General features: G+C 49.2%; 16 protein-coding genes and 1 tRNA gene. 16 read left to right on the forward strand and 1 reads right to left on the reverse strand.

Features of this window, described 5'->3' with window-relative positions:
* Positions 1 to 9: 9 nt before the first annotated feature.
* The 14 genes from HI950_RS13995 to HI950_RS14060 all read left to right on the forward strand — a co-directional run bounded on the left by HI950_RS13995 (position 10) and on the right by HI950_RS14060 (position 16,853).
* A complete protein-coding gene (locus HI950_RS13995) occupies positions 10 to 2,073 on the forward strand; it encodes a beta-galactosidase (RefSeq protein WP_317618372.1) in 2,064 nt (687 codons plus the stop codon).
* Positions 2,074 to 2,308: 235 nt separating this feature from the next.
* Positions 2,309 to 3,604 (forward strand): methyl-accepting chemotaxis protein, encoded by a 1,296-nt coding sequence (locus tag HI950_RS36680; RefSeq protein ID WP_169085228.1) that lies wholly within the window; start codon positions 2,309 to 2,311, stop codon positions 3,602 to 3,604.
* A gap of 100 nt (positions 3,605 to 3,704) precedes the next feature.
* Positions 3,705 to 4,706, forward strand: a complete 1,002-nt coding sequence (locus HI950_RS14005) for a PstS family phosphate ABC transporter substrate-binding protein (protein ID WP_169085226.1) — start codon at positions 3,705 to 3,707, stop codon at positions 4,704 to 4,706.
* 190 nt (positions 4,707 to 4,896) lie between these two features.
* Entirely contained in the window at positions 4,897 to 5,760 is an 864-nt protein-coding gene (gene pstC, locus HI950_RS14010; RefSeq protein ID WP_223285301.1) for a phosphate ABC transporter permease subunit PstC, read from the forward strand.
* 1 nt (position 5,761) lies between these two features.
* On the forward strand, positions 5,762 to 6,637 hold the full coding sequence (gene pstA, locus HI950_RS14015) for a phosphate ABC transporter permease PstA (protein WP_169085222.1): 876 nt from the start codon (positions 5,762 to 5,764) through the stop codon (positions 6,635 to 6,637).
* Between the two features lie 41 nt (positions 6,638 to 6,678).
* Entirely contained in the window at positions 6,679 to 7,434 is a 756-nt protein-coding gene (gene pstB, locus HI950_RS14020; RefSeq protein ID WP_169085220.1) for a phosphate ABC transporter ATP-binding protein PstB, read from the forward strand.
* A 117-nt stretch (positions 7,435 to 7,551) separates the two neighbouring features.
* Entirely contained in the window at positions 7,552 to 8,211 is a 660-nt protein-coding gene (gene phoU, locus HI950_RS14025) for a phosphate signaling complex protein PhoU (protein ID WP_169085506.1), read from the forward strand.
* Positions 8,212 to 8,407: 196 nt separating this feature from the next.
* On the forward strand, positions 8,408 to 9,931 hold the full coding sequence (locus HI950_RS14030; protein WP_169085218.1) for a GGDEF domain-containing protein: 1,524 nt from the start codon (positions 8,408 to 8,410) through the stop codon (positions 9,929 to 9,931).
* A 38-nt stretch (positions 9,932 to 9,969) separates the two neighbouring features.
* Positions 9,970 to 11,148, forward strand: a complete 1,179-nt coding sequence (locus HI950_RS36685; protein WP_169085216.1) for an EAL domain-containing protein — start codon at positions 9,970 to 9,972, stop codon at positions 11,146 to 11,148.
* A gap of 100 nt (positions 11,149 to 11,248) precedes the next feature.
* Positions 11,249 to 13,927: a DNA polymerase I gene (gene polA, locus HI950_RS14040; protein ID WP_169085214.1), complete on the forward strand. Its 2,679-nt coding sequence runs from the start codon at positions 11,249 to 11,251 to the stop codon at positions 13,925 to 13,927.
* 48 nt (positions 13,928 to 13,975) lie between these two features.
* A complete protein-coding gene (mutM, locus tag HI950_RS14045; protein WP_169085212.1) occupies positions 13,976 to 14,827 on the forward strand; it encodes a DNA-formamidopyrimidine glycosylase in 852 nt (283 codons plus the stop codon).
* A 134-nt stretch (positions 14,828 to 14,961) separates the two neighbouring features.
* Entirely contained in the window at positions 14,962 to 15,678 is a 717-nt protein-coding gene (locus tag HI950_RS14050; RefSeq protein ID WP_169085210.1) for an MntP/YtaF family protein, read from the forward strand.
* A gap of 15 nt (positions 15,679 to 15,693) precedes the next feature.
* Positions 15,694 to 16,290 carry a dephospho-CoA kinase gene (gene coaE / locus HI950_RS14055; protein ID WP_169085208.1) on the forward strand — a complete coding sequence of 199 codons (597 nt, stop codon included), beginning with the start codon at positions 15,694 to 15,696 and terminating at the stop codon, positions 16,288 to 16,290.
* Positions 16,287 to 16,853: a lytic transglycosylase domain-containing protein gene (locus tag HI950_RS14060; protein ID WP_169085503.1), complete on the forward strand. Its 567-nt coding sequence runs from the start codon at positions 16,287 to 16,289 to the stop codon at positions 16,851 to 16,853. The genes coaE and HI950_RS14060 overlap by 4 nt, the downstream gene beginning before the upstream one ends.
* A gap of 104 nt (positions 16,854 to 16,957) precedes the next feature.
* Here HI950_RS14060 and HI950_RS14065 read toward each other — a convergent pair whose 3' ends face one another.
* Positions 16,958 to 17,176 carry an alpha/beta-type small acid-soluble spore protein gene (locus tag HI950_RS14065; RefSeq protein ID WP_169085206.1) on the reverse strand — a complete coding sequence of 73 codons (219 nt, stop codon included), beginning with the start codon at positions 17,174 to 17,176 and terminating at the stop codon, positions 16,958 to 16,960.
* 143 nt (positions 17,177 to 17,319) lie between these two features.
* Here HI950_RS14065 and nrdR point away from each other — a divergent pair, with 143 nt between their 5' ends.
* Positions 17,320 to 17,802 (forward strand): transcriptional regulator NrdR, encoded by a 483-nt coding sequence (gene nrdR / locus HI950_RS14070; RefSeq protein ID WP_053377232.1) that lies wholly within the window; start codon positions 17,320 to 17,322, stop codon positions 17,800 to 17,802.
* 43 nt (positions 17,803 to 17,845) lie between these two features.
* A tRNA-Ala gene (locus HI950_RS14075) sits at positions 17,846 to 17,921 on the forward strand.
* Positions 17,922 to 18,515 lie beyond the last annotated feature (594 nt).

Here is an 18,515-nt window from a genome sequence, read left to right on the forward strand (position 1 = left end):
GAATTGAATATGAAATTTGCTCCGATAAGTTCCAAAATACCGCAAATGCTGCATGGTGCAGATTATAATCCAGACCAGTGGCAGAAATATCCCGAGGTGCTGGAGGAAGATATTAGGCTGATGAAGCTTGCGCATTGCAATGTTATGTCAGTCGGCATTTTTGCATGGATGGCTATTGAGCCTGAGGAAGGCGTATTTACGTTCGAGTGGCTTGATTCGCTGCTAGATAAATTTGCTGCTAACGGCATCTATGCTTTGCTTGCCACTCCAAGCGGAGCGCGTCCCGTATGGATGTCTCAAAAATATCCCGAGGTGCTCCGCGTTGCGCCAAATGGCATCCGCAACCTGCATGGCGCTCGCCATAATCATTGCTTCTCATCGCCGGTTTACCGCGAGAAGGTAACGATCATGAATACGAAGCTTGCTGAGCGGTATTCCGATCATCCAGCGGTCATTGGCTGGCATATTTCGAATGAGTATGGCGGCGAATGCCACTGCTCCTATTGCGAAGAGGCTTTCCGCGGCTGGCTGAAAAATAAATACGGAACGATCGATGCGCTTAACGATGCTTGGTGGACGACGTTCTGGAGCCATACGTATACCGATTGGAGCCAAGTCGAATCTCCGACTAGTCGCGGCGAGAAAGCGGTTCACGGTCAAAACGTAGACTGGAGAAGATTCGTGACTGACCAGACGGTTGATTTCTGCAAGCAAGAAATCGATCCGCTGCGCGCTGCAAATTCCGAGCTTCCGATCACGACAAACTTCATGCTTGATTTCGAGCCGCTTAACTATTGGAAATTTACGGAGCTGCTTGATGTTATCTCGTGGGATGCGTACCCGACCTGGCATGACAATGGCGGAGACGACAGCGAGCAGGCGGCATGGATCGGCTTCAATCATGATGTGTTCCGTTCGCTTGGCGGCGGCAAGCCGTTCATGCTGATGGAAAGCACGCCGAGCATGACGAACTGGCAGCCGATCAGCAAGGTAAAGCGTCCCGGCATGCATATGCTGTCCTCGCTTCAGGCGGTCGCTCATGGTTCGGATACGGTGCAATACTTCCAGTGGCGCAAGAGCAGAGGCTCGAGCGAAAAGCTTCATGGCGCGGTAGTCGACCATGTAGGCCATGAGCATACACGCGTATTCCGCGACGTTGCTGAGCTTGGCGCTACGCTTGAGAAGCTGAGCGAGGTAGTCGGCACAACGGTGAAGCCGGAGGTTGCGCTTATCTATGACTGGGAAAACCGCTGGGCTGTGAAGGATTCGCAAGGTCCCCGCAATAGCGGCTTGCATTATGAAGAAACGGCGAAGCGCCACTACCGCCCGTTCTGGGATCTTGGCGTGCCGGTCGATATTATTGATTCGGAATGCGATTTTGAATCCTACAAGCTGCTTGTTGCCCCAATGCTGTACATGGTTCGACCAGGCGTCGGCGAGCGGATTGAACGATTCGTTGAAAATGGCGGCATTTTTGTGGCGACCTATTGGACAGGCATCGTCGACGAGAACGACTTATGCTTCCTGACCGGCTTCCCGGGACCGCTTCGGAAGACGCTCGGCATATGGTCCGAGGAAATCGATTCCCTGCATGATCATGATTCGAATCGCGTCGTCATGAAGGACGGAAATGCACTTGGCTTAAGCGGCGAGTATACAGCGCGCGAGCTTTGCGATCTCATCCATCTTGAAGGAGCAGAGGCGCTTGCGGTATATGGGGAAGATTTCTACGCTGGAAGGCCTGCATTAACGGTTAATCAATTGGGTGCGGGCAAAGCTTATTACATCGCTTCACGCAATGATGCCGTATTTACAATTGATTTGCTCTCGAGCATCGTGAAGCAAGAAGGAATCAAGCGAGTGATTGATTCGGAGCTGCCGGAAAGCGTGACTGCTCAGTTGCGGACAGACGGCAAAAACGATTATGTATTCGTATCGAACTTTAGCGCAAATGAGGTTTCGGTTACCCTTGACGGACGGAGCTATTCCGATTTGCTAACAGGTGATGCTGTTGCTGCTAACTTGGATTTGGCAGCATATAGCTGCCGCATTCTGAAGCGCGAGTCGAAATAATTTTTTCATTCAATAAAAGCTGTGTGAAACGTACAGGATCATGTACGCTGCGCACAGCTTTTTTTTGTGCTTATTTAATTGGTCGCCTCTCTCTATTAAGTGTTGAAATTCATTTTAAATTGCATTACTAAAAAAAATGTCGAATTTAACATTGCGATAACATTTCTGCTTAATCCTGTTGATGCTTTCGACCTATAGTGATTGCTATAGGAAAAAGTAGGAAGGGTGAGGGTGAGTGACAGCGACTGTTCTTGAGAAAGAAAAACACTCGGCAAACGAGAAAAATGAGAGTACTGATCCGAACGCACCGCTTATCGGAGAAAAATTGCAGCAAGCAGAAGCATTAGTTGCAGAAGCAGATTCAGAAGTAGCATCAGAAGCAGAAGCAGAAGCGGACAAGAAAGGACATGGCAAGCGTAAGGCGGAGCAAGCTCAAGAGCCCGCGGCAGCGAAAGCCGTTCAGAAAGCGAGTCTACATCATTTTTTGCGTCAGGCACCAACGATTACAGCGGAGCAAACATGCCGGGAGACCATTTCTGTTTTTAAAAAGCATCCAGAATGCGAATGTGTTGTCGTGATAGGGGAGCAAGGGGCTCCTATCGGTCTGATGATGAGGAATCGTTTCTTCTTAAAGCTGGGGCATCGCTTTAGCGCGGATTTGTATGACGACAAGCCGATTTCGAAGCTTATGGATGCAAATCCTTTGCTGGTCGATTATCATTTTGCGCCGCAGCAGCTTATTGACAGCGCATTAAGCCGTCATGAAAGCGTGCTTTACGATTGTGTCATTGTAACGTTAAATGACCGGCTCGCAGGCATTTTGACTGTATCCGATTTGCTTAATCTATCCAGACTGCTGCAGCAGGAAGCCATTGATATCCAGATGAGAACGATACGCTCTGCTGAGCAGCGCGTAAATGAAATCGAACAAGCCGTCAATAGCGTTCGGGAGTCAACCCAGCAGGGAGAAGCCATGTCGGTAGAGATGGTAGATTTGACGCTCACTGGGAAAAACGAACTAGATAAAGTAATGGTGGCGTTTGAATCAATCACCGCGAATTCGCAGATGCAGGAAAATCGGATGAACGAGCTTCAGGCGGAGGCTGGCTCTATTAGCAAAGTATCTCAGTTAATCAAGGAGCTGGCGGAGCAAAGCAATTTGCTTGCTCTAAATGCTTCTATAGAAGCAGCGCGTGCAGGAGAGCACGGCCGCGGCTTTGCTGTAGTAGCTGGCGAAGTGATGAAGCTGGCTGGCCAAACAAAGCAATTCGCGAACGAAATTACAACTTTAACGAAGACGATCGTTCAAGCAATCTCGCAAACGACAACGCTAGCTCATGAAGGCCGCTCTGAGACCGTAGCTAGCGAAGCCCATGTCAATGAGGCGGTAGAGGCATTTAATCGTTTATTCCAAGCGGCAGCGAACAACCGAAACAGCGCGAAGCAGATCGGCTCCTTATCCGAAAAGGCGCATTTACAGTCGCTTTATGTTGCCGACGAAATGAAAAAATTACAGCAATCATATTTTTAACATGGAGTTTACAAAAACAGAATACGAGGTTTACAAACGAGCATTAGTATAAGAGGCACAGGGGCAACCTGAGCAGATACGAAAAAGAGGAGTGGTAGAGTTGTTAAAGAAAAAAAGTTTTAAGGGGATCTTGATGTTGTCGATGGTGGCGGTACTCGTATTCGCAGCTGCTTGCGGTAACAATGCAAATGGCGGAAATAATGGTTCGGCAAATACAGGCAGTACGAATAACGCTGCTACAAACGCTCCAACTGAGGAAACAGCAAAATTGTCCGGTGAAATTAAAATCGACGGTTCGAGCACCGTATTCCCGCTTACTGAAGCGGCTGCTGAAGAATTTAACAAAGAGCACACAGATGTGCGCGTTCCAGTAGGCGTATCCGGTACAGGCGGCGGCTTCAAGCAATTTTGCGCAGGCGAGATCGCAATCGCGGATGCTTCCCGTCCGATTAAAGAAGAAGAAGCTGCAGCTTGTAAAACAGCTGGCATCGAATACACAGAGCTTACAGTAGCATTTGACGGATTGTCAGTAGTCGTAAGCAAAGACAATGACTTCATCGATCACTTGACCGTTGAAGAGCTTAACAAAATTTTCGTAACAGGCAGCACAGTAGCAACTTGGAAAGATGTTCGCGATACCTTCCCTGCAGAGCCGATCGTCATGTTCTCGCCAGGTGCAGATTCCGGAACTTATGACTATTTTAACGAAGCCATTCTTGATAAAGCAGGTATCCGCAACGATAAAGCAATTAGCTTCTCGGAAGATGACAATGCGCTTGTACAAGGCGTAGCAGGCAGCAAATACGGTATTGGCTACTTCGGCTTTGCTTACTTTGAAGAAAATGCAGACAAATTGAAAGTTGTCCCAGTTGACGGTGGTACAGGTGCAATTATACCAACGTATGACACGATCAAAGACGGCAGCTACGCGCCATTGTCCCGTCCGCTCTACATCTATGTAAGCAATAAAGAGCTTGAGCGTCCAGAAGTGAAAGAGTTCACGAAATATTATATCAACAACATTGGAACATTCGCTGGTGAAGTTGGATATGTATCTCTTCCTGATGAGCAATACGTGACGGAAGCGGCAAAAATTCAATAAGCAGCCAAACTGCTGGATGATAAAATGTGGTGTCTTGCGAGACATCACATTTTTCACGAATCATATGTAAACGAATTGTAAAGGCAAGAAGGAGGACGCCGCAATGCCAACGCAAGGGCTTCAATCGGCCAGCAAGGCTCAAACAGCAAGCAAGGAATTGTATGACTTTAAAAATAAACGAGTTAGCATCATGAATAAATTGATGCCAATCCTACTGTTTCTATGTGCATCCGTATCCGTTCTTACAACTATAGGGATTGTCGTCACACTCATCTCAGAAACGTATCAGTTTTTTCAAAAAATACCGATTTTTGATTTCCTGTTTGGGACAAAATGGTCGCCGTTAATCCCTCCAAAAAGCTTCGGCGTTCTACCGCTCTTGTCAGGTACGCTTATGATTACGCTTATTGCCTGCTTAGTCGCTATTCCTTTAGGTTTGGCAAGCGCCATTTACTTATCCGAATATGCGCCAAAGCGCGTTCGCAAAATCATTAAACCGATTCTAGAGGTACTGGCAGGCGTACCGACGATCGTGTACGGTTACTTCGCGCTTAGCCTTGTAACTCCGCTTATTCAAAGCATTTTCAACAGCGCTGGCGTGTTCAATGCGCTAAGTGCCGGTATCGTAGTCGGCATTATGATTATTCCGATGGTTTGCTCGCTAAGTGAGGATGCAATGTCGTCTGTTCCGCGCAGCTTGCGCGACGGCGCATATGCGCTGGGTGCAACAAGATTCGAGGTCGCTTTGAAAATCGTCGTACCCGCTGCCTTTTCCGGTATCGTGGCTTCGGCCGTGCTCGCTTTCTCCCGTGCAATCGGCGAGACGATGATCGTTACGGTTGCTGCAGGCTCCACGCCTAATATGACCGCTAATCCGCTCGATAGTATCCAGACGATGACCGCATATATCGTTCAGGTCAGCCTCGGAGATACGCCGCACGGAACGGTTGAGTATGGATCGATCTTCGCGGTCGGCATGACGCTGTTCGTCATTACGTTCCTGCTCAATATTCTTGCCCAGTACATCGCAAGAAAATTCAGAGAGGAGTACTAAGATGAACATATTTCAAGACGCGAACCGAAAGCAAATCGCTAATCGACGGAAGACGGACTGGATGCTGCATATGCTGTTCGTCGTAGCTACCTCAATCGGCGTTCTCGCGCTATGCGCGTTAATCGTAGATATATTAATTGACGGCATTTCCCGCCTTCAGCCTGACCTATTCACGAACTTTCCGTCCCGTAAAGCGGATGGTTCCGGAATGAAGTCAGCGCTCGTAGGCACGATCTACATGCTGCTTCTTATGGCGCCGATTTCCTTCATCTTTGGTGTCGGAGCTGCAATTTATTTGGAGGAATATGCGAAGAAAGGCCGGATTACTCGGATCATTCAGCTTAATATCAGTACGCTGGCGGGTGTTCCTTCTATCGTTTACGGCATTTTGGGATTAACCTTGTTCGTTCGTCTTCTATCGCTCGACCGCAGTCTCATTGCCGGTGCATTAACGATGACGCTGCTTGTGCTTCCGATTATTATCGTCTCCGCACAGGAGGCCATTCGCGCGGTTCCCAAATCGCGCCGCGATGCCTCGTTCGCGCTTGGCGCGACCAAATGGCAAACCGTATCCCGTTCGGTTATGCCATCTGCTCTTCCCGGCGTTTTAACCGGCGTCATTTTAGCGATGTCGCGGGCAATCGGAGAGACAGCGCCGCTCGTTATGATCGGTGCACTGACCTACGTCGCATTTTTGCCAAATGGTCTCAAGGATTCGTTTACCGTTATTCCTATTCAAGTGTACAACTGGTTGTCTAAGCCTCAGCTTGAGTTTAAAGAGCTTGCGGCCAGCGGTATTATCGTTTTACTCGCACTGCTGTTACTAATGAACTTCTCAGCTATTTTGCTTCGCAACAAGTACCAAAAAAACGTCTAAAGAAATTCGTAAGCAGTGAACACACTTAGGAGGAGAACGATATGGAAGCACTTATTAATATTAGCAAACTTAATCTGTTTTATGGCGCTTTCCACGCTTTGAAGGATGTAACGTTAACGATACCGGAGAAAGCGATCACCGCTTTCATCGGACCATCAGGCTGCGGCAAGTCGACGCTGCTTCGCACGCTGAACCGCATGAACGACATGATTCCAGGCACTCGGATCGAGGGCGGCATTGCAATCGGCGGAACAGAAATTTATTCGAATGAAGTAGATGTAGAGACGCTTCGCAAAAAAGTAGGCATGGTGTTCCAGCAGCCGAACCCGTTCCCGAAATCCATTTATGACAATGTTGCATACGGACCGCGCCTGCATGGCATTACAAGCAAGCGCGAGCTTGATGAAATTGTAGAAACGAGCTTGAAATCCGCTGTATTGTGGGATGAAGTTAAGGATCACTTGAAGCGCTCCGCCTTCGGCTTATCCGGCGGCCAGCAGCAGCGTCTATGTATTGCGCGCGCGCTTGCTGTGAATCCGAATATTTTGCTCATGGATGAGGCGACTTCAGCACTAGACCCGATTTCCACGCTAAAGATTGAAGAGCTTGCCCAAGAGCTGAAGGACAAGTACACGATTGTAATGGTTACTCACAACATGCATCAGGCAGCCCGCGTATCCAACCAAACCGTTTTTTTCTTAAATGGCGAAGTCATTGAGTATTCGGATACAGAGAAGCTGTTCTCCAATCCGACTGATCAGCGCACGGAAGATTATATTAGCGGACGCTTCGGCTAAGCTGAGCGAGCTTATTGAAATAGTCTATTCATAGAGCCTAGGCCTGCTTCACCTATTTTACAGCCTGCACTTTCGAGCGGGCTTGTTTCATGAACCTATAGGAGGAATGCCGTTGTGATGACCACGCGTAAAGAGTTTGACCAAGGACTTGAGCATCTTCATAACCTGATTATCAACATGGGTACTTTTGTGGAAAAGGCGCTCGCAGAATCGATAGAAGCATTGAAGACGGTTGATGTTAACCGTGCGAAACAAGTGATTGCAAATGATCCAACCTTGAACCAAATGGAAGAAAAAATTACGGAAATCGGATCGAAGCTTATTGCGACGCAGCAGCCGGTTGCCAAGGATTTGCGCCGCATTTTGTCCGCGTTCAAAATCGCGAGCGACTTGGAGCGGATGGGAGATAATTCCGTCGATATTGCGAAGGTCGTCTTGCGTCTAGAAGGCCAGCAGCTTATTAAACCGTTGATCGATTTGCCCCGGATGGCAGAGATCGTTCAGCTGATGACCTATGAAGCGATACAATCATTTATTCAAGAAAATGTGGACTTGGCTTATAAAATGGCGAAGGACGATGATCAAGTGGATGCTCTGTACGGGCAGATCACCCGTGAACTTTACTCACTAATGATGGAAAATCCACGCAACATCACGCAAGCGTCACTGCTTAGCTTCGTTGGACGTTACCTGGAAAGGTTCGGCGATCATGCGACGAACATCGGTGAGAGCGTCGTTTATCTCGTTACGGGAAATAGACCGGATTTGAATGTATAATCGGCACGAAAAAATACTTAAAACCGTCAAAGCGGTGACGCTTAGACGGTTTTTTTGTGCTTACAGGCCAAAAGCACTAATGGATTTGTCGAATTTTACCTAAAGTTAATTCTTTTATGCATCTCCATTCACAAAACCCTGTTAAAGTCATTCATAATGCAACTGAAATAGACAATGGTTGATCGAGGGGATTCGGATGGATGAGGTTGGGATTGGTTTATTCAATCGAGATATGATCCGCAGCATTAAAGAGCGCTGGCATGATGGTGGCATCAGCGTTATTTATGTCCGCTTCCAAGCAGGGAATGCGGCTTCTGAATCAGCATTGCAGCTATGGGAAAGCGGAGAGCCGAGACTCTTTTGGCGTCAGCGGCTAGAGTGGGATTATTTTTATTTATTTTATCGCAAGCAGCAGGATGAGTCGATCGACAAGCTTACCGATCAAGCAGTGGAGAGGCTAACCGAGGAGCTGCGGAAGGCAGGGGCGAAAAGAGAGAGCGAGCATGACGCGGAAACGAAGCTGGAAGCCGCCATTGGCGTCTCAACTGCGTTTCCGCCTGCAACAGGCCGATCATCCGAAGCGGTTATCTACCGGATGCTGCTGGGTGCGATGGAGAAAAGCATGTTAAATGGTTTAGAGCGAAGTAATGGAAATGAGGTAAGTGTCCGTAATAGTGCAATCGCGCCTCAGCTAGCTGCAGCCAGCGATCCAATAAGGCAGCTGCACTCGCCTGGTATTCAGAGCAAGACTGTGCGTATCGGGGCGTTAGCCGTTCCGTTTCCGATTATCTCTGGGCAGACAAGAGTATCGGAGGTTGCTTTTTTATTCGATACGAATGCCAAAACGCAGGGAGCGGTGATCGTCGACCGAGGGCGGCCGGTCGGCATATTGATGAAAGAGAAGCTGCATCAGATGCTTGCTGGCCAATTCGGGCTTCCGCTTTATTGGAATAGGCCGGTGGAGCGCATTATGAACAAACAGCCGCTTATCGTGGATGAACAGCTGCCTGTAGAGCAGGTTTCCCAGCTGGCTATGGCTAGAGATTTTTCGCAGCTATATGATGTAGTGCTCATAACGAAGGACGGCCAGATGGCAGGAGCAGCCTCGATAAGGTCGATTTTGGAATGTATAACGACGCTTCGGACAGAGGCCGCTCGAGGAGCCAATCCCCTTACAGGCTTGCCGGGAAACGAGGAGATTCAGCTTGAGCTGCGCCGCCGCATCGGACAGGGTGCACCCTTTGCCGTCATCTATGCGGACCTTGACTATTTTAAATGGTATAACGACTTTTTCGGTTTTGGACTAGGGGATGATCTTATCCGCTATTTAGCTGAAATATTGTGCGAGAAGCAAAGCTTGCTCGGCAGCGACGGTGATTTTGTCGGTCATATCGGAGGGGATGATTTCATCGTGGTGACGAATGCCAACGTTGCAGAGCAGCTATGCCAAGCCTTGATCAAAAGATTCGATGCAGGAATCAAGCCATTCTACGGCGGCATCGAGGTGACAACCGTGGAGGATCGGAATGGCGAGCTCATCGAGCAGGAAGGCGTTACCCTTTCGCTATCGCTCATGATCTGGGACGGCAAGGTGCCGCTAGCGAGCGAGGATATTCCAAGAATGGCTGCAAAGCTGAAGAAGCAAGCAAAGGCATTAAAGGGCAGTGTCTATATAAAGGATCAAATAATAGGAATGCTTCATGGAGAGGAACGGCATTGATATTGAGACTACTTCGAGAGTTAGAGCAGAAAAAGGACGTGGGAAACGAGAGCTCAGACCTTCTCGGAATCATCTATTTGTCTTGGCAGTTCGGGTCTGACGAGCAGAGCAGCAGCATCCCCTCCTTGCAGGAGCGCTGGCGCGTGTTCGCCGAACGAGAGACGGCAGCTACATTTAGAAATTCTCAGCTTTATGAGGGCATGCAATGGATGAGAGATGATTTGTTCATTCAATTGCGACTCCCTGCTGGACGTCAGTCTACTCTAGAGGGCTGGCTGCTTGAGGTTGCCCATAAGCATAAGAAGGAATGGGAGCTTCAATTTAAGGAAGAGCTGGGAAAGCATAGCCGGAGGCGTTTAGAAGGACAGCTGCATGCAGGCATTGCAGTTGTTGCGGCCGATTCGCGCATGGATGGCTTGCTGTGGTATGAGGTGATGAAACGAGCGATCTTACACGGCCAATCAGTCGGAGCTATGGAGCGCAGCTTGAAGCGGCGAGCCATCGAGCGTTTAATAAGGGAGCGGCTTATTCATACGGTATACCAGCCCATCGTTTCGTTGCAGCCTAAGGGGGAAGTATTCGGTTACGAGGCACTTACGCGCACGCTAGACCAGACTTGGTTTCCAGGGCCGATGGAGCTGTTTCACTTTGCAGACCAAGAGGGACTAAACTATTCGCTCGATCGTCTGGCAAGAGAAAAGGCGATTGAGGGCTGCAAGACGCTTAAGCCGAAACAGAAGCTGTTCATAAACGTCATGGCGCAAATTATGGAGGACCCGTGCTTCTCACCTGGGAAGACATTAAGCCTGCTGGAGCAGCACGGACTGTCGCCGCATCATGTTGTATTCGAAATTACGGAGCGAAGCTCCATTGCTGATTTTGGCTCTGTAAAGAAGGCATTGGAGCATTATCGAAGCCAAGGCTATCAAATTGCAATCGATGACGTCGGAGCGGGCTACTCGTCTCTGCAATCCATTGTGGAGCTGCGGCCAGATTATTTGAAGGTTGATCGCTCGATCATTCAGAACGTCCATCTTGATGAATTGAAGGAACATATTCTGTATACATTAGTTCAGCTGGCTGACAAAATGAACATATCGATCATCGCCGAAGGCATCGAGCTCGAAGAGGAGCTCGCCAAGGTTCGCGAAATGGGCATAGCTTACGCCCAGGGTTATTTGCTTGGAAGACCTGCTGCTTTCAAGTCCAACTTTTAGTAACATATGGGGCTTTCCTTTGGCAGCGATGCTTGGGAAAAGCCCTTTTTGTGGTATACTTATCGGTATGAATGCTACATAAAGAAGGTGTTGATCCCATATGGAAAAATGGATGCTAATTGACGGCAATAGTATAGCTTACCGCGCGTTCTTCGCCATGCCTCCGCTCACGAATTCGGCAGGCCAGCATACGAATGCGATATTTGGTTTCACAACGATGCTGCTTAAGCTGCTTGAGCAAGAAAACCCGACTCATGTGCTGGTTGCGTTTGACGCCGGCAAAATGACGTTCCGCCATGAAGGCTATACCGAATATAAAGGCGGAAGGCAGAAGACGCCGCCTGAGCTATCGGAGCAATTCCCGGTGCTTAAGGAGCTGCTTCACGCGTTCAGCATCGCACAGTTCGAGCTGTCAGGCTACGAGGCTGACGATATTATCGGTACGCTAACGAAGGCGGCTGACGAGAAGGGCGTCGATACGGTCGTTGTAACCGGAGATAAAGATATGCTCCAGCTTGCATCCGACAAGGTGACTATTGCGGTTACGCGCAAAGGCGTCAGTGATGTCGATCTCTACACGCCAGAAGCCATTCAAGAAAAATACGGCCTAGTTCCGATGCAAATTATCGATTTAAAAGGGCTTATGGGAGATACCTCGGATAACATCCCGGGCGTGCCAGGCGTTGGCGAGAAGACGGCGCTTAAGCTGCTGCACGAGCATGGATCGGTCGAGAGCGTGCTCGACAACTTGGACAAGCTGAAGGGCAAGCTGAAGGAAAACATCGAGAACCACAAGGATGACGCCACGATGAGCAAAAGGCTGGCAACGATATTCCGCGAGGTGCCAATCGAGCAGGGCGTTGACGAGATTCGTTACGCCGGCTATGACGGCTTGAAGCTGGCAGAAGCGTTCCGCAAGCTCGAGTTCAAGTCGCTGATCGAGCGTTTGCAGCTGGGCGCGGAAGCGGGCGATATGGAAGAGGAAGCGCAGGCTGCGGCTGCCGATCTCAATATCCATGTGATCGAGTCGGAAAAGGATGCTGATACGCTTGAGAAGCTGGTTCAACTGCTTGAGCAAACGGACAAAAACGGCTTGTATGTAGAAGCAATAGGCGAGAACCCCCATCATGCGGAACTGATCGGCCTGGCGATTGCTACGGAGGAGGCAGTGTTTTCCCTGCCGTTCCCTGTTCTAAAGTCTCCTTTCGCGGCTAAGCTTCGCGCTTGGCTGGAACAAGCGGACAAGCCGAAGTACGGCTTTGATCTGCATAAAGTAGAGCTCGCGCTAAAATGGAGCGGAATCAGCTTCGAAGGAGCGGCATTCGACGTACAGTTGGCCGCATATTTGCTTGATCCTACCGAGGCTAGTCAAACGCTTAGCGGAATTAATGAGAAGCAAGGGCTGTCTACCTTGCCTTCCGATGAATCCGTTTATGGCAAGGGCGCGAAGTTTAAGGTGCCTGACAAAGAGACGCTTTACCGGCACTTGGCACTGAAGGCAGAGGCCATTCGCCAGCTAGTGCCGCTATTGACCGAAGAGCTGAACCGGACCAGCATGAGCAAGCTATATTTTGACATCGAGCAGCCGTTGTCCCGCATTCTTGCTGGCATGGAGCATCTCGGCATAAAGGTTGAGAAGGAAGAGCTTGAGGCTCTTGGACGCAATCTGGAGCGCCAGCTCACGACAATTATAAGCAGTGTGTACAAGCTTGCTGGAATGGAATTCAATATCGGCTCGCCTAAGCAGCTTGGCGAGGTTTTGTTCGAAAAGCTCGGACTGCCCGCAAAGAAAAAGACGAAGACTGGCTATTCGACCGATGCAGAGGTGCTGGAGGAATTAGCTCCATACCATGAGATTATTCCGCTTATTTTGCATTACCGCCAGCTCTCGAAGCTGCAGTCCACTTATGTGGAGGGCTTGCTCAAGGAGGTTCGCAAGGAAACGGGCAAGGTGCACACTTACTACCGCCAGACGATTGCCGCAACCGGACGTCTAAGCAGTCAATTCCCTAACCTGCAAAACATTCCGATCAGGCTTGAGGAAGGCCGTCAAATTCGGAAGGCCTTTGTTCCTTCTGAGCCAGGCTGGCTCATTCTCGCAGCCGATTATTCGCAGATCGAGCTGCGCGTGCTCGCACATATTTCGGGTGATGAGAATCTGAAGGAAGCGTTCATTAACGACATGGACATCCATACGAAAACCGCGATGGACGTATTCGGCGTAGCGGCCGATCAGGTCGACTCCAACATGAGGCGTTCCGCGAAGGCGGTTAATTTTGGAATCGTATACGGCATTAGCGACTTTGGTCTATCTCAAAACCTAGGCATTACGCGCAAAGAGGCTGCCCACTTTATCGAGCAATACTTTGAGGTGTTCAAAGGCGTGCGTAAGTTCATGGACGATGTCGTCAAGGATGCCCGTCGTGACGGCTATGTGACAACATTGCTTGAGCGGAGACGCTATCTGAACGATATTAAAGCGTCAAACTTCAATATCCGCTCCTTTGCCGAGCGCACCGCGATGAACACGCCGATTCAAGGTACTGCGGCAGATATCATTAAGCTAGCGATGGTGCATATGGATGCCGCGCTGCGCGAGCGCAAGATGAAAAGCCGAATGCTGCTTCAAGTGCATGATGAGCTCGTATTCGAGGTGCCGCAGGAGGAGCTTGAGATCATGAAGACGCTAGTGCCGGAGGTCATGGCTGGGGCGCTTAAGCTTGATGTTCCTCTTAAGGCGGACATGAGCTACGGTGACAATTGGTATGAAGCAAAGTAGCCCACTGGCGGGCAGTTTCGGGTATAATGGTTGTTGAGGTGAGGAGAAATGCCTGAATTGCCAGAGGTAGAAACCGTAAGACGAACATTAATTGAACTTGTAGCGGGCAAACGAATCCAATCTGTAACCGTTAGACTCCCGCGTATTATACAAAGGCCCGCAGAGCCCGAGCAGTTCGCCGATGCGCTTGTCGGGCATACGATCGAAACGGTCGAGCGGCGGGGCAAATTTTTGCGTATCATATTAGACGGCCTTGTGCTCGTGTCGCATCTGCGCATGGAAGGGCGTTATGGCGTGTTTCCTTCCGAGGAGCCGATAGAGCTGCATACGCATGTTATTTTTCATTTTGACGACGGTACGGATCTGCGTTATAAGGATGTGCGCCAATTCGGCACGATGCATCTGTTCCAAGCGGGGTCTGAGCTAGAGCTTCCGCCGCTAAATAAGCTGGGCATTGAACCGCTAGAGCCATCCTTCACGCTTGAAGCGCTGCGCGGCAAGCTGGAGAAGCGCGCGACGAAGATCAAGCCGCTGCTGCTCAATCAAGAGCATATCGTCGGACTAGGCAACATATATGTGGATGAGGCGCTGTTCCAAGCGCGGATTCATCCGGAACGAACGCCGAATACGCTGAAGCCAGCCGAGTGGAAGCGATTATATGAAGCGATTCGCGCTACGCTCGCGCATGCCGTTGAAGCAGGCGGATCATCGATCAAATCCTATGTAAACGGGCAAGGCGAGATGGGCATGTTCCAGCATCAGCTCCTCGTGTATGGCAAGAAAGACGAGCCGTGTCCGACTTGTACAAGACCTATCGAGAAATTTACGGTTGGCGGCAGAGGGACGCATATTTGCAGCAAATGCCAGCCGCTTGCTATACCGAACAAAGTAAAGGCTTAGCAGCATTTCCTTATCGACAAGCACAGACAAATACTCCCCGCATATGATAGATGTGTTACGAACAATAGGCGGATGACTACTCACAGCAACATTGGTGAGCCGGGCAGCCGCTTGTGCGGGGAGGGACTAAAGTATTGTTCGCGCATGTTGCTTCACTGTTAGTTCTTGCTTTTGCCGTTAGTTTAGACGGATTTGGCGTTGGTGTGACCTATGGCTTGCGAAGAATTCGCATTCCGCTATTGTCGGTGTTTATTATTGCATGCTGCTCCGGCTTGATTATTTATTTGTCGATGCAGGTCGGAGGTTGGCTAACGGGGTTTCTATCTGAGTTTGTTGCTCGTCTGATTGGTGCATGTGTGCTTATCTTAATTGGAGGCTGGGCGCTGCTGCAGCTAAAGCGTGGAAAACAAAACGATGAAGCTGTTGAAGCGGCAGAGATCGCAAGTCAAGGAAGCGCGAAAATAGCTGAAAGCAAGGTCCAATCGCATGCTGGAGAAATGGCGAGTACAGCGCTTGTTGTTATGGTGGAGCTGAAGCGATTAGGATTAGTGATCCAAATATTGCGGACACCGCAAGCGGCAGACGTTGATAAGTCGGGAACGATCTCTGCATCGGAGGCGGTCATGCTCGGCGTGGCATTATCGCTTGATGCATTCGGAGCAGGGCTTGGAGCCGCATTGATCGGTCTTCCTTCCTTGATTACCGCTCTAACCATTGCCGCAGCGAGCGCGATTTTCCTAGTAGGCGGCATCCGCTTTGGCTTTCGTTTCTCCGCATGGAGAGGCATGCAAACATTATCTTTGCTGCCAGGCATATTATTAATCATGATGGGAATCATGAAGCTGTTATAATTTGAGGTGAAATGGATGAAAATCGGATTAACCGGCGGTATTGCCAGCGGCAAAAGCACTATCGCTAAAATGCTTGTGGAGCGTGGTGCGCTGCTGGTCGATGCCGATCAAGTTGCAAGGGAGGTTGTCCTTCCCGGAGAGTCAGCATTAGAGGCAATCGCCTCTACGTTTGGACAAGCTGTCCTTGCGGCAGACGGATCGCTTGACCGCAAAGCGCTCGGCGAGATCGTATTTCAAGATAAAGCCTCGCTTGCGAAGCTAGAAGCGATCACCCACCCGGCTATACGCCAGAGAATGCAGCAGCGCATACATACGTATGAGGAGCAATTCCCGGAGCGATTAGTCGTAGCGGATATACCGCTCTTGTATGAAACCAAGCAGGAGCATTTGTACGATGGGATCATGGTTGTCTATGTACCGGCTGAGGTGCAGCAAACGCGTTTAATGGAAAGAAATCATTTGACCGAGGAAGAAGCCCGCCGCCGGGTAGCGCTTCAGATGGATATCGAGCAGAAGCGAGAAAAAGCGGATTGGGTCATCGACAATAGTGGAACGCTTGCGGAGACGGAGCGTCAGATCGAACAATTTTGGAAAAGTAAGTGTTTGCCATGAGAGTGCTGCTTAAGAAAAGAGTTTTGCTTGTATTGCTGCTGGGTCTCATAACGATCTTGTTTCTCAAATCGGATTGGCTGGCTGCAATGATGTACCCGGTTCATTTCAAGGATGATATTCGTGCGAGTGCGTCTAATTACGGTGTGGAGCCGCATTTGGTAGCAGCGATCATTCGGAGCGAAACCAACTATCGGACAGGCCAGGAATCACGAAAAGGCGCTTTGGGATTGATGCAAGTTATGCCTGATACGGCTGATTGGGTGATTCAGAAGGCGGGTTTTACAGAAGTAACGGAAGATATGCTTAAGCATCGAGCAGATGTCAGCATAGAGGTTGGCGCGTGGTATTTAAAATCGTTGTATAAGCAATTTGATCATAATAAGATCGCAGCCATAGCCGCATACAACGCAGGACCAGGCAACGTAAGGAAGTGGCTTGATTCTGGTTTGTGGGATGGCACAATAGACTCGGTGAAGGAAATTCCTTTTGGCGAAACGAGGCACTATGTACAGCGGGTCATATACTATTATAATAAGTATAAGGATTTATACCCGAGTTTCTGACGAATTCAAATAAATATGCAAATACAACGAAGCCTTGGAGGCCCGTCGCTTCTTGGACGGGCCCAGCCAAAGCATCCTTTATTCATACAACATGTAATGAATCATTATTTGTATTGACCAGCAAGGGATTGCTCGGCAATTTGCACTAGGCGACGGGTAATGTAACCCCCGATGGAGCCAGCGTCTTTTGTAGCCATGTTGCCGTAGTATCCGTCTTGCGGAATTGCGATGCCTAGCTCTTGAGCAACTTCAAATTTCATTTGGTCAAGTGCAGCTGTCGCTTGTGGTACTACTAGTTGGTTACTGCTGCGGGATGCGCTCATGTATGTTCACCTCCTTGCGGTTGGTAAAAGTATTATGTGCAAAAATCAAAACTTCATTACAGGAATTACTTGGAAATTAAATTAATTTGAGAAGAGCCCTTTTCAAAGGCTCTTGCTAACTAAGAAAGGAGGCAAAACGCAGCATGAAATGTCCATATTGCGACTATGCCGGAACAAAAGTATTGGACTCGAGGCCGGCTAACGAAAACAAATCTATTCGTCGCCGACGTGAGTGTGAAAAGTGCAGCCGTCGATTCACGACCTTCGAAATGATTGAAGAAACGCCTCTAATCGTCATCAAAAAAGACGGAAGCCGCGAGGAATTCAGCCGCGACAAAATATTACGCGGTCTTATCCGCGCTTGCGAGAAGCGTCCCGTTCCAGTAGAACGCCTAGAAGTCATCGTATCCGAGGTTGAGAAGGAGCTTCGCACAACGGCGCATGCCGAGGTAGACAGCAGCGATATCGGCGGCATCGTCATGAACGAGCTCTATCCCGTCGACGAGGTAGCGTATGTCCGCTTCGCATCTGTTTATCGCCAATTCAAGGACATCGATATGTTCATGAAGGAGCTTAACAATCTGCTATCCAAACACCCGCTCAACGGTATGATAGATAAAGATTGACAATTTTGGCGACCGTATGCTAAGATCAATCTTGTCGTCATTTGGGGCCTTAGCTCAGCTGGGAGAGCGCATCGCTGGCAGCGATGAGGTCAGGGGTTCGATCCCCCTAGGCTCCACCAAAACAATAACTCAAACCACTTCCTTGAAGTGGTTTTTTTATTGTTTTGGTGGAGCCCTATTGAGGCGAACCCCGGGGTTCAGTCCGCGCGGACGGAGCGAATGCGGAGGAGCACGGCGTTTGAATCTACCGCTAAAAATCCTCTTTGAATACGCTTCGTCAGCCATTTGATCAAAGATTCGGACATCCCATGACGGATAGACGAGCATGTGCGAGTCGTTACATCTAGGCTCCATATGAAGGGAACGCCATCACAAATCGTGATGGCCAGGCTGTCGAGAAAGTCTCGACAGCCTATTTTACGCCTAAATAGTTCTTCGTCTAGTCTTCGATATTCCATAACATGAAGAAAAGCCAGTTCAACTGAAATGGCTTTTTTCTTTTTCGCTACTCTTCGAAAGGATCACGATTTTGTTCTATTAATTGGCAACAGATATGACCGAAATGCTGGCTTGCTTAGCCTTGATTCACCGTAGAAGGCCGAATGTCCACATTTGTATATGGATTGTAAACACAAGTATATCGAAGAAACGAATGCCCCTACTTATAATAAAATTGCTGCAGGAGTTGAGCATGGAGGGTCATGCGGTAAGCT

The organism is Paenibacillus sp. PL91 (genome assembly GCF_012935325.2).
Taxonomy (GTDB): Bacteria; Bacillota; Bacilli; order Paenibacillales; family Paenibacillaceae; genus Pristimantibacillus.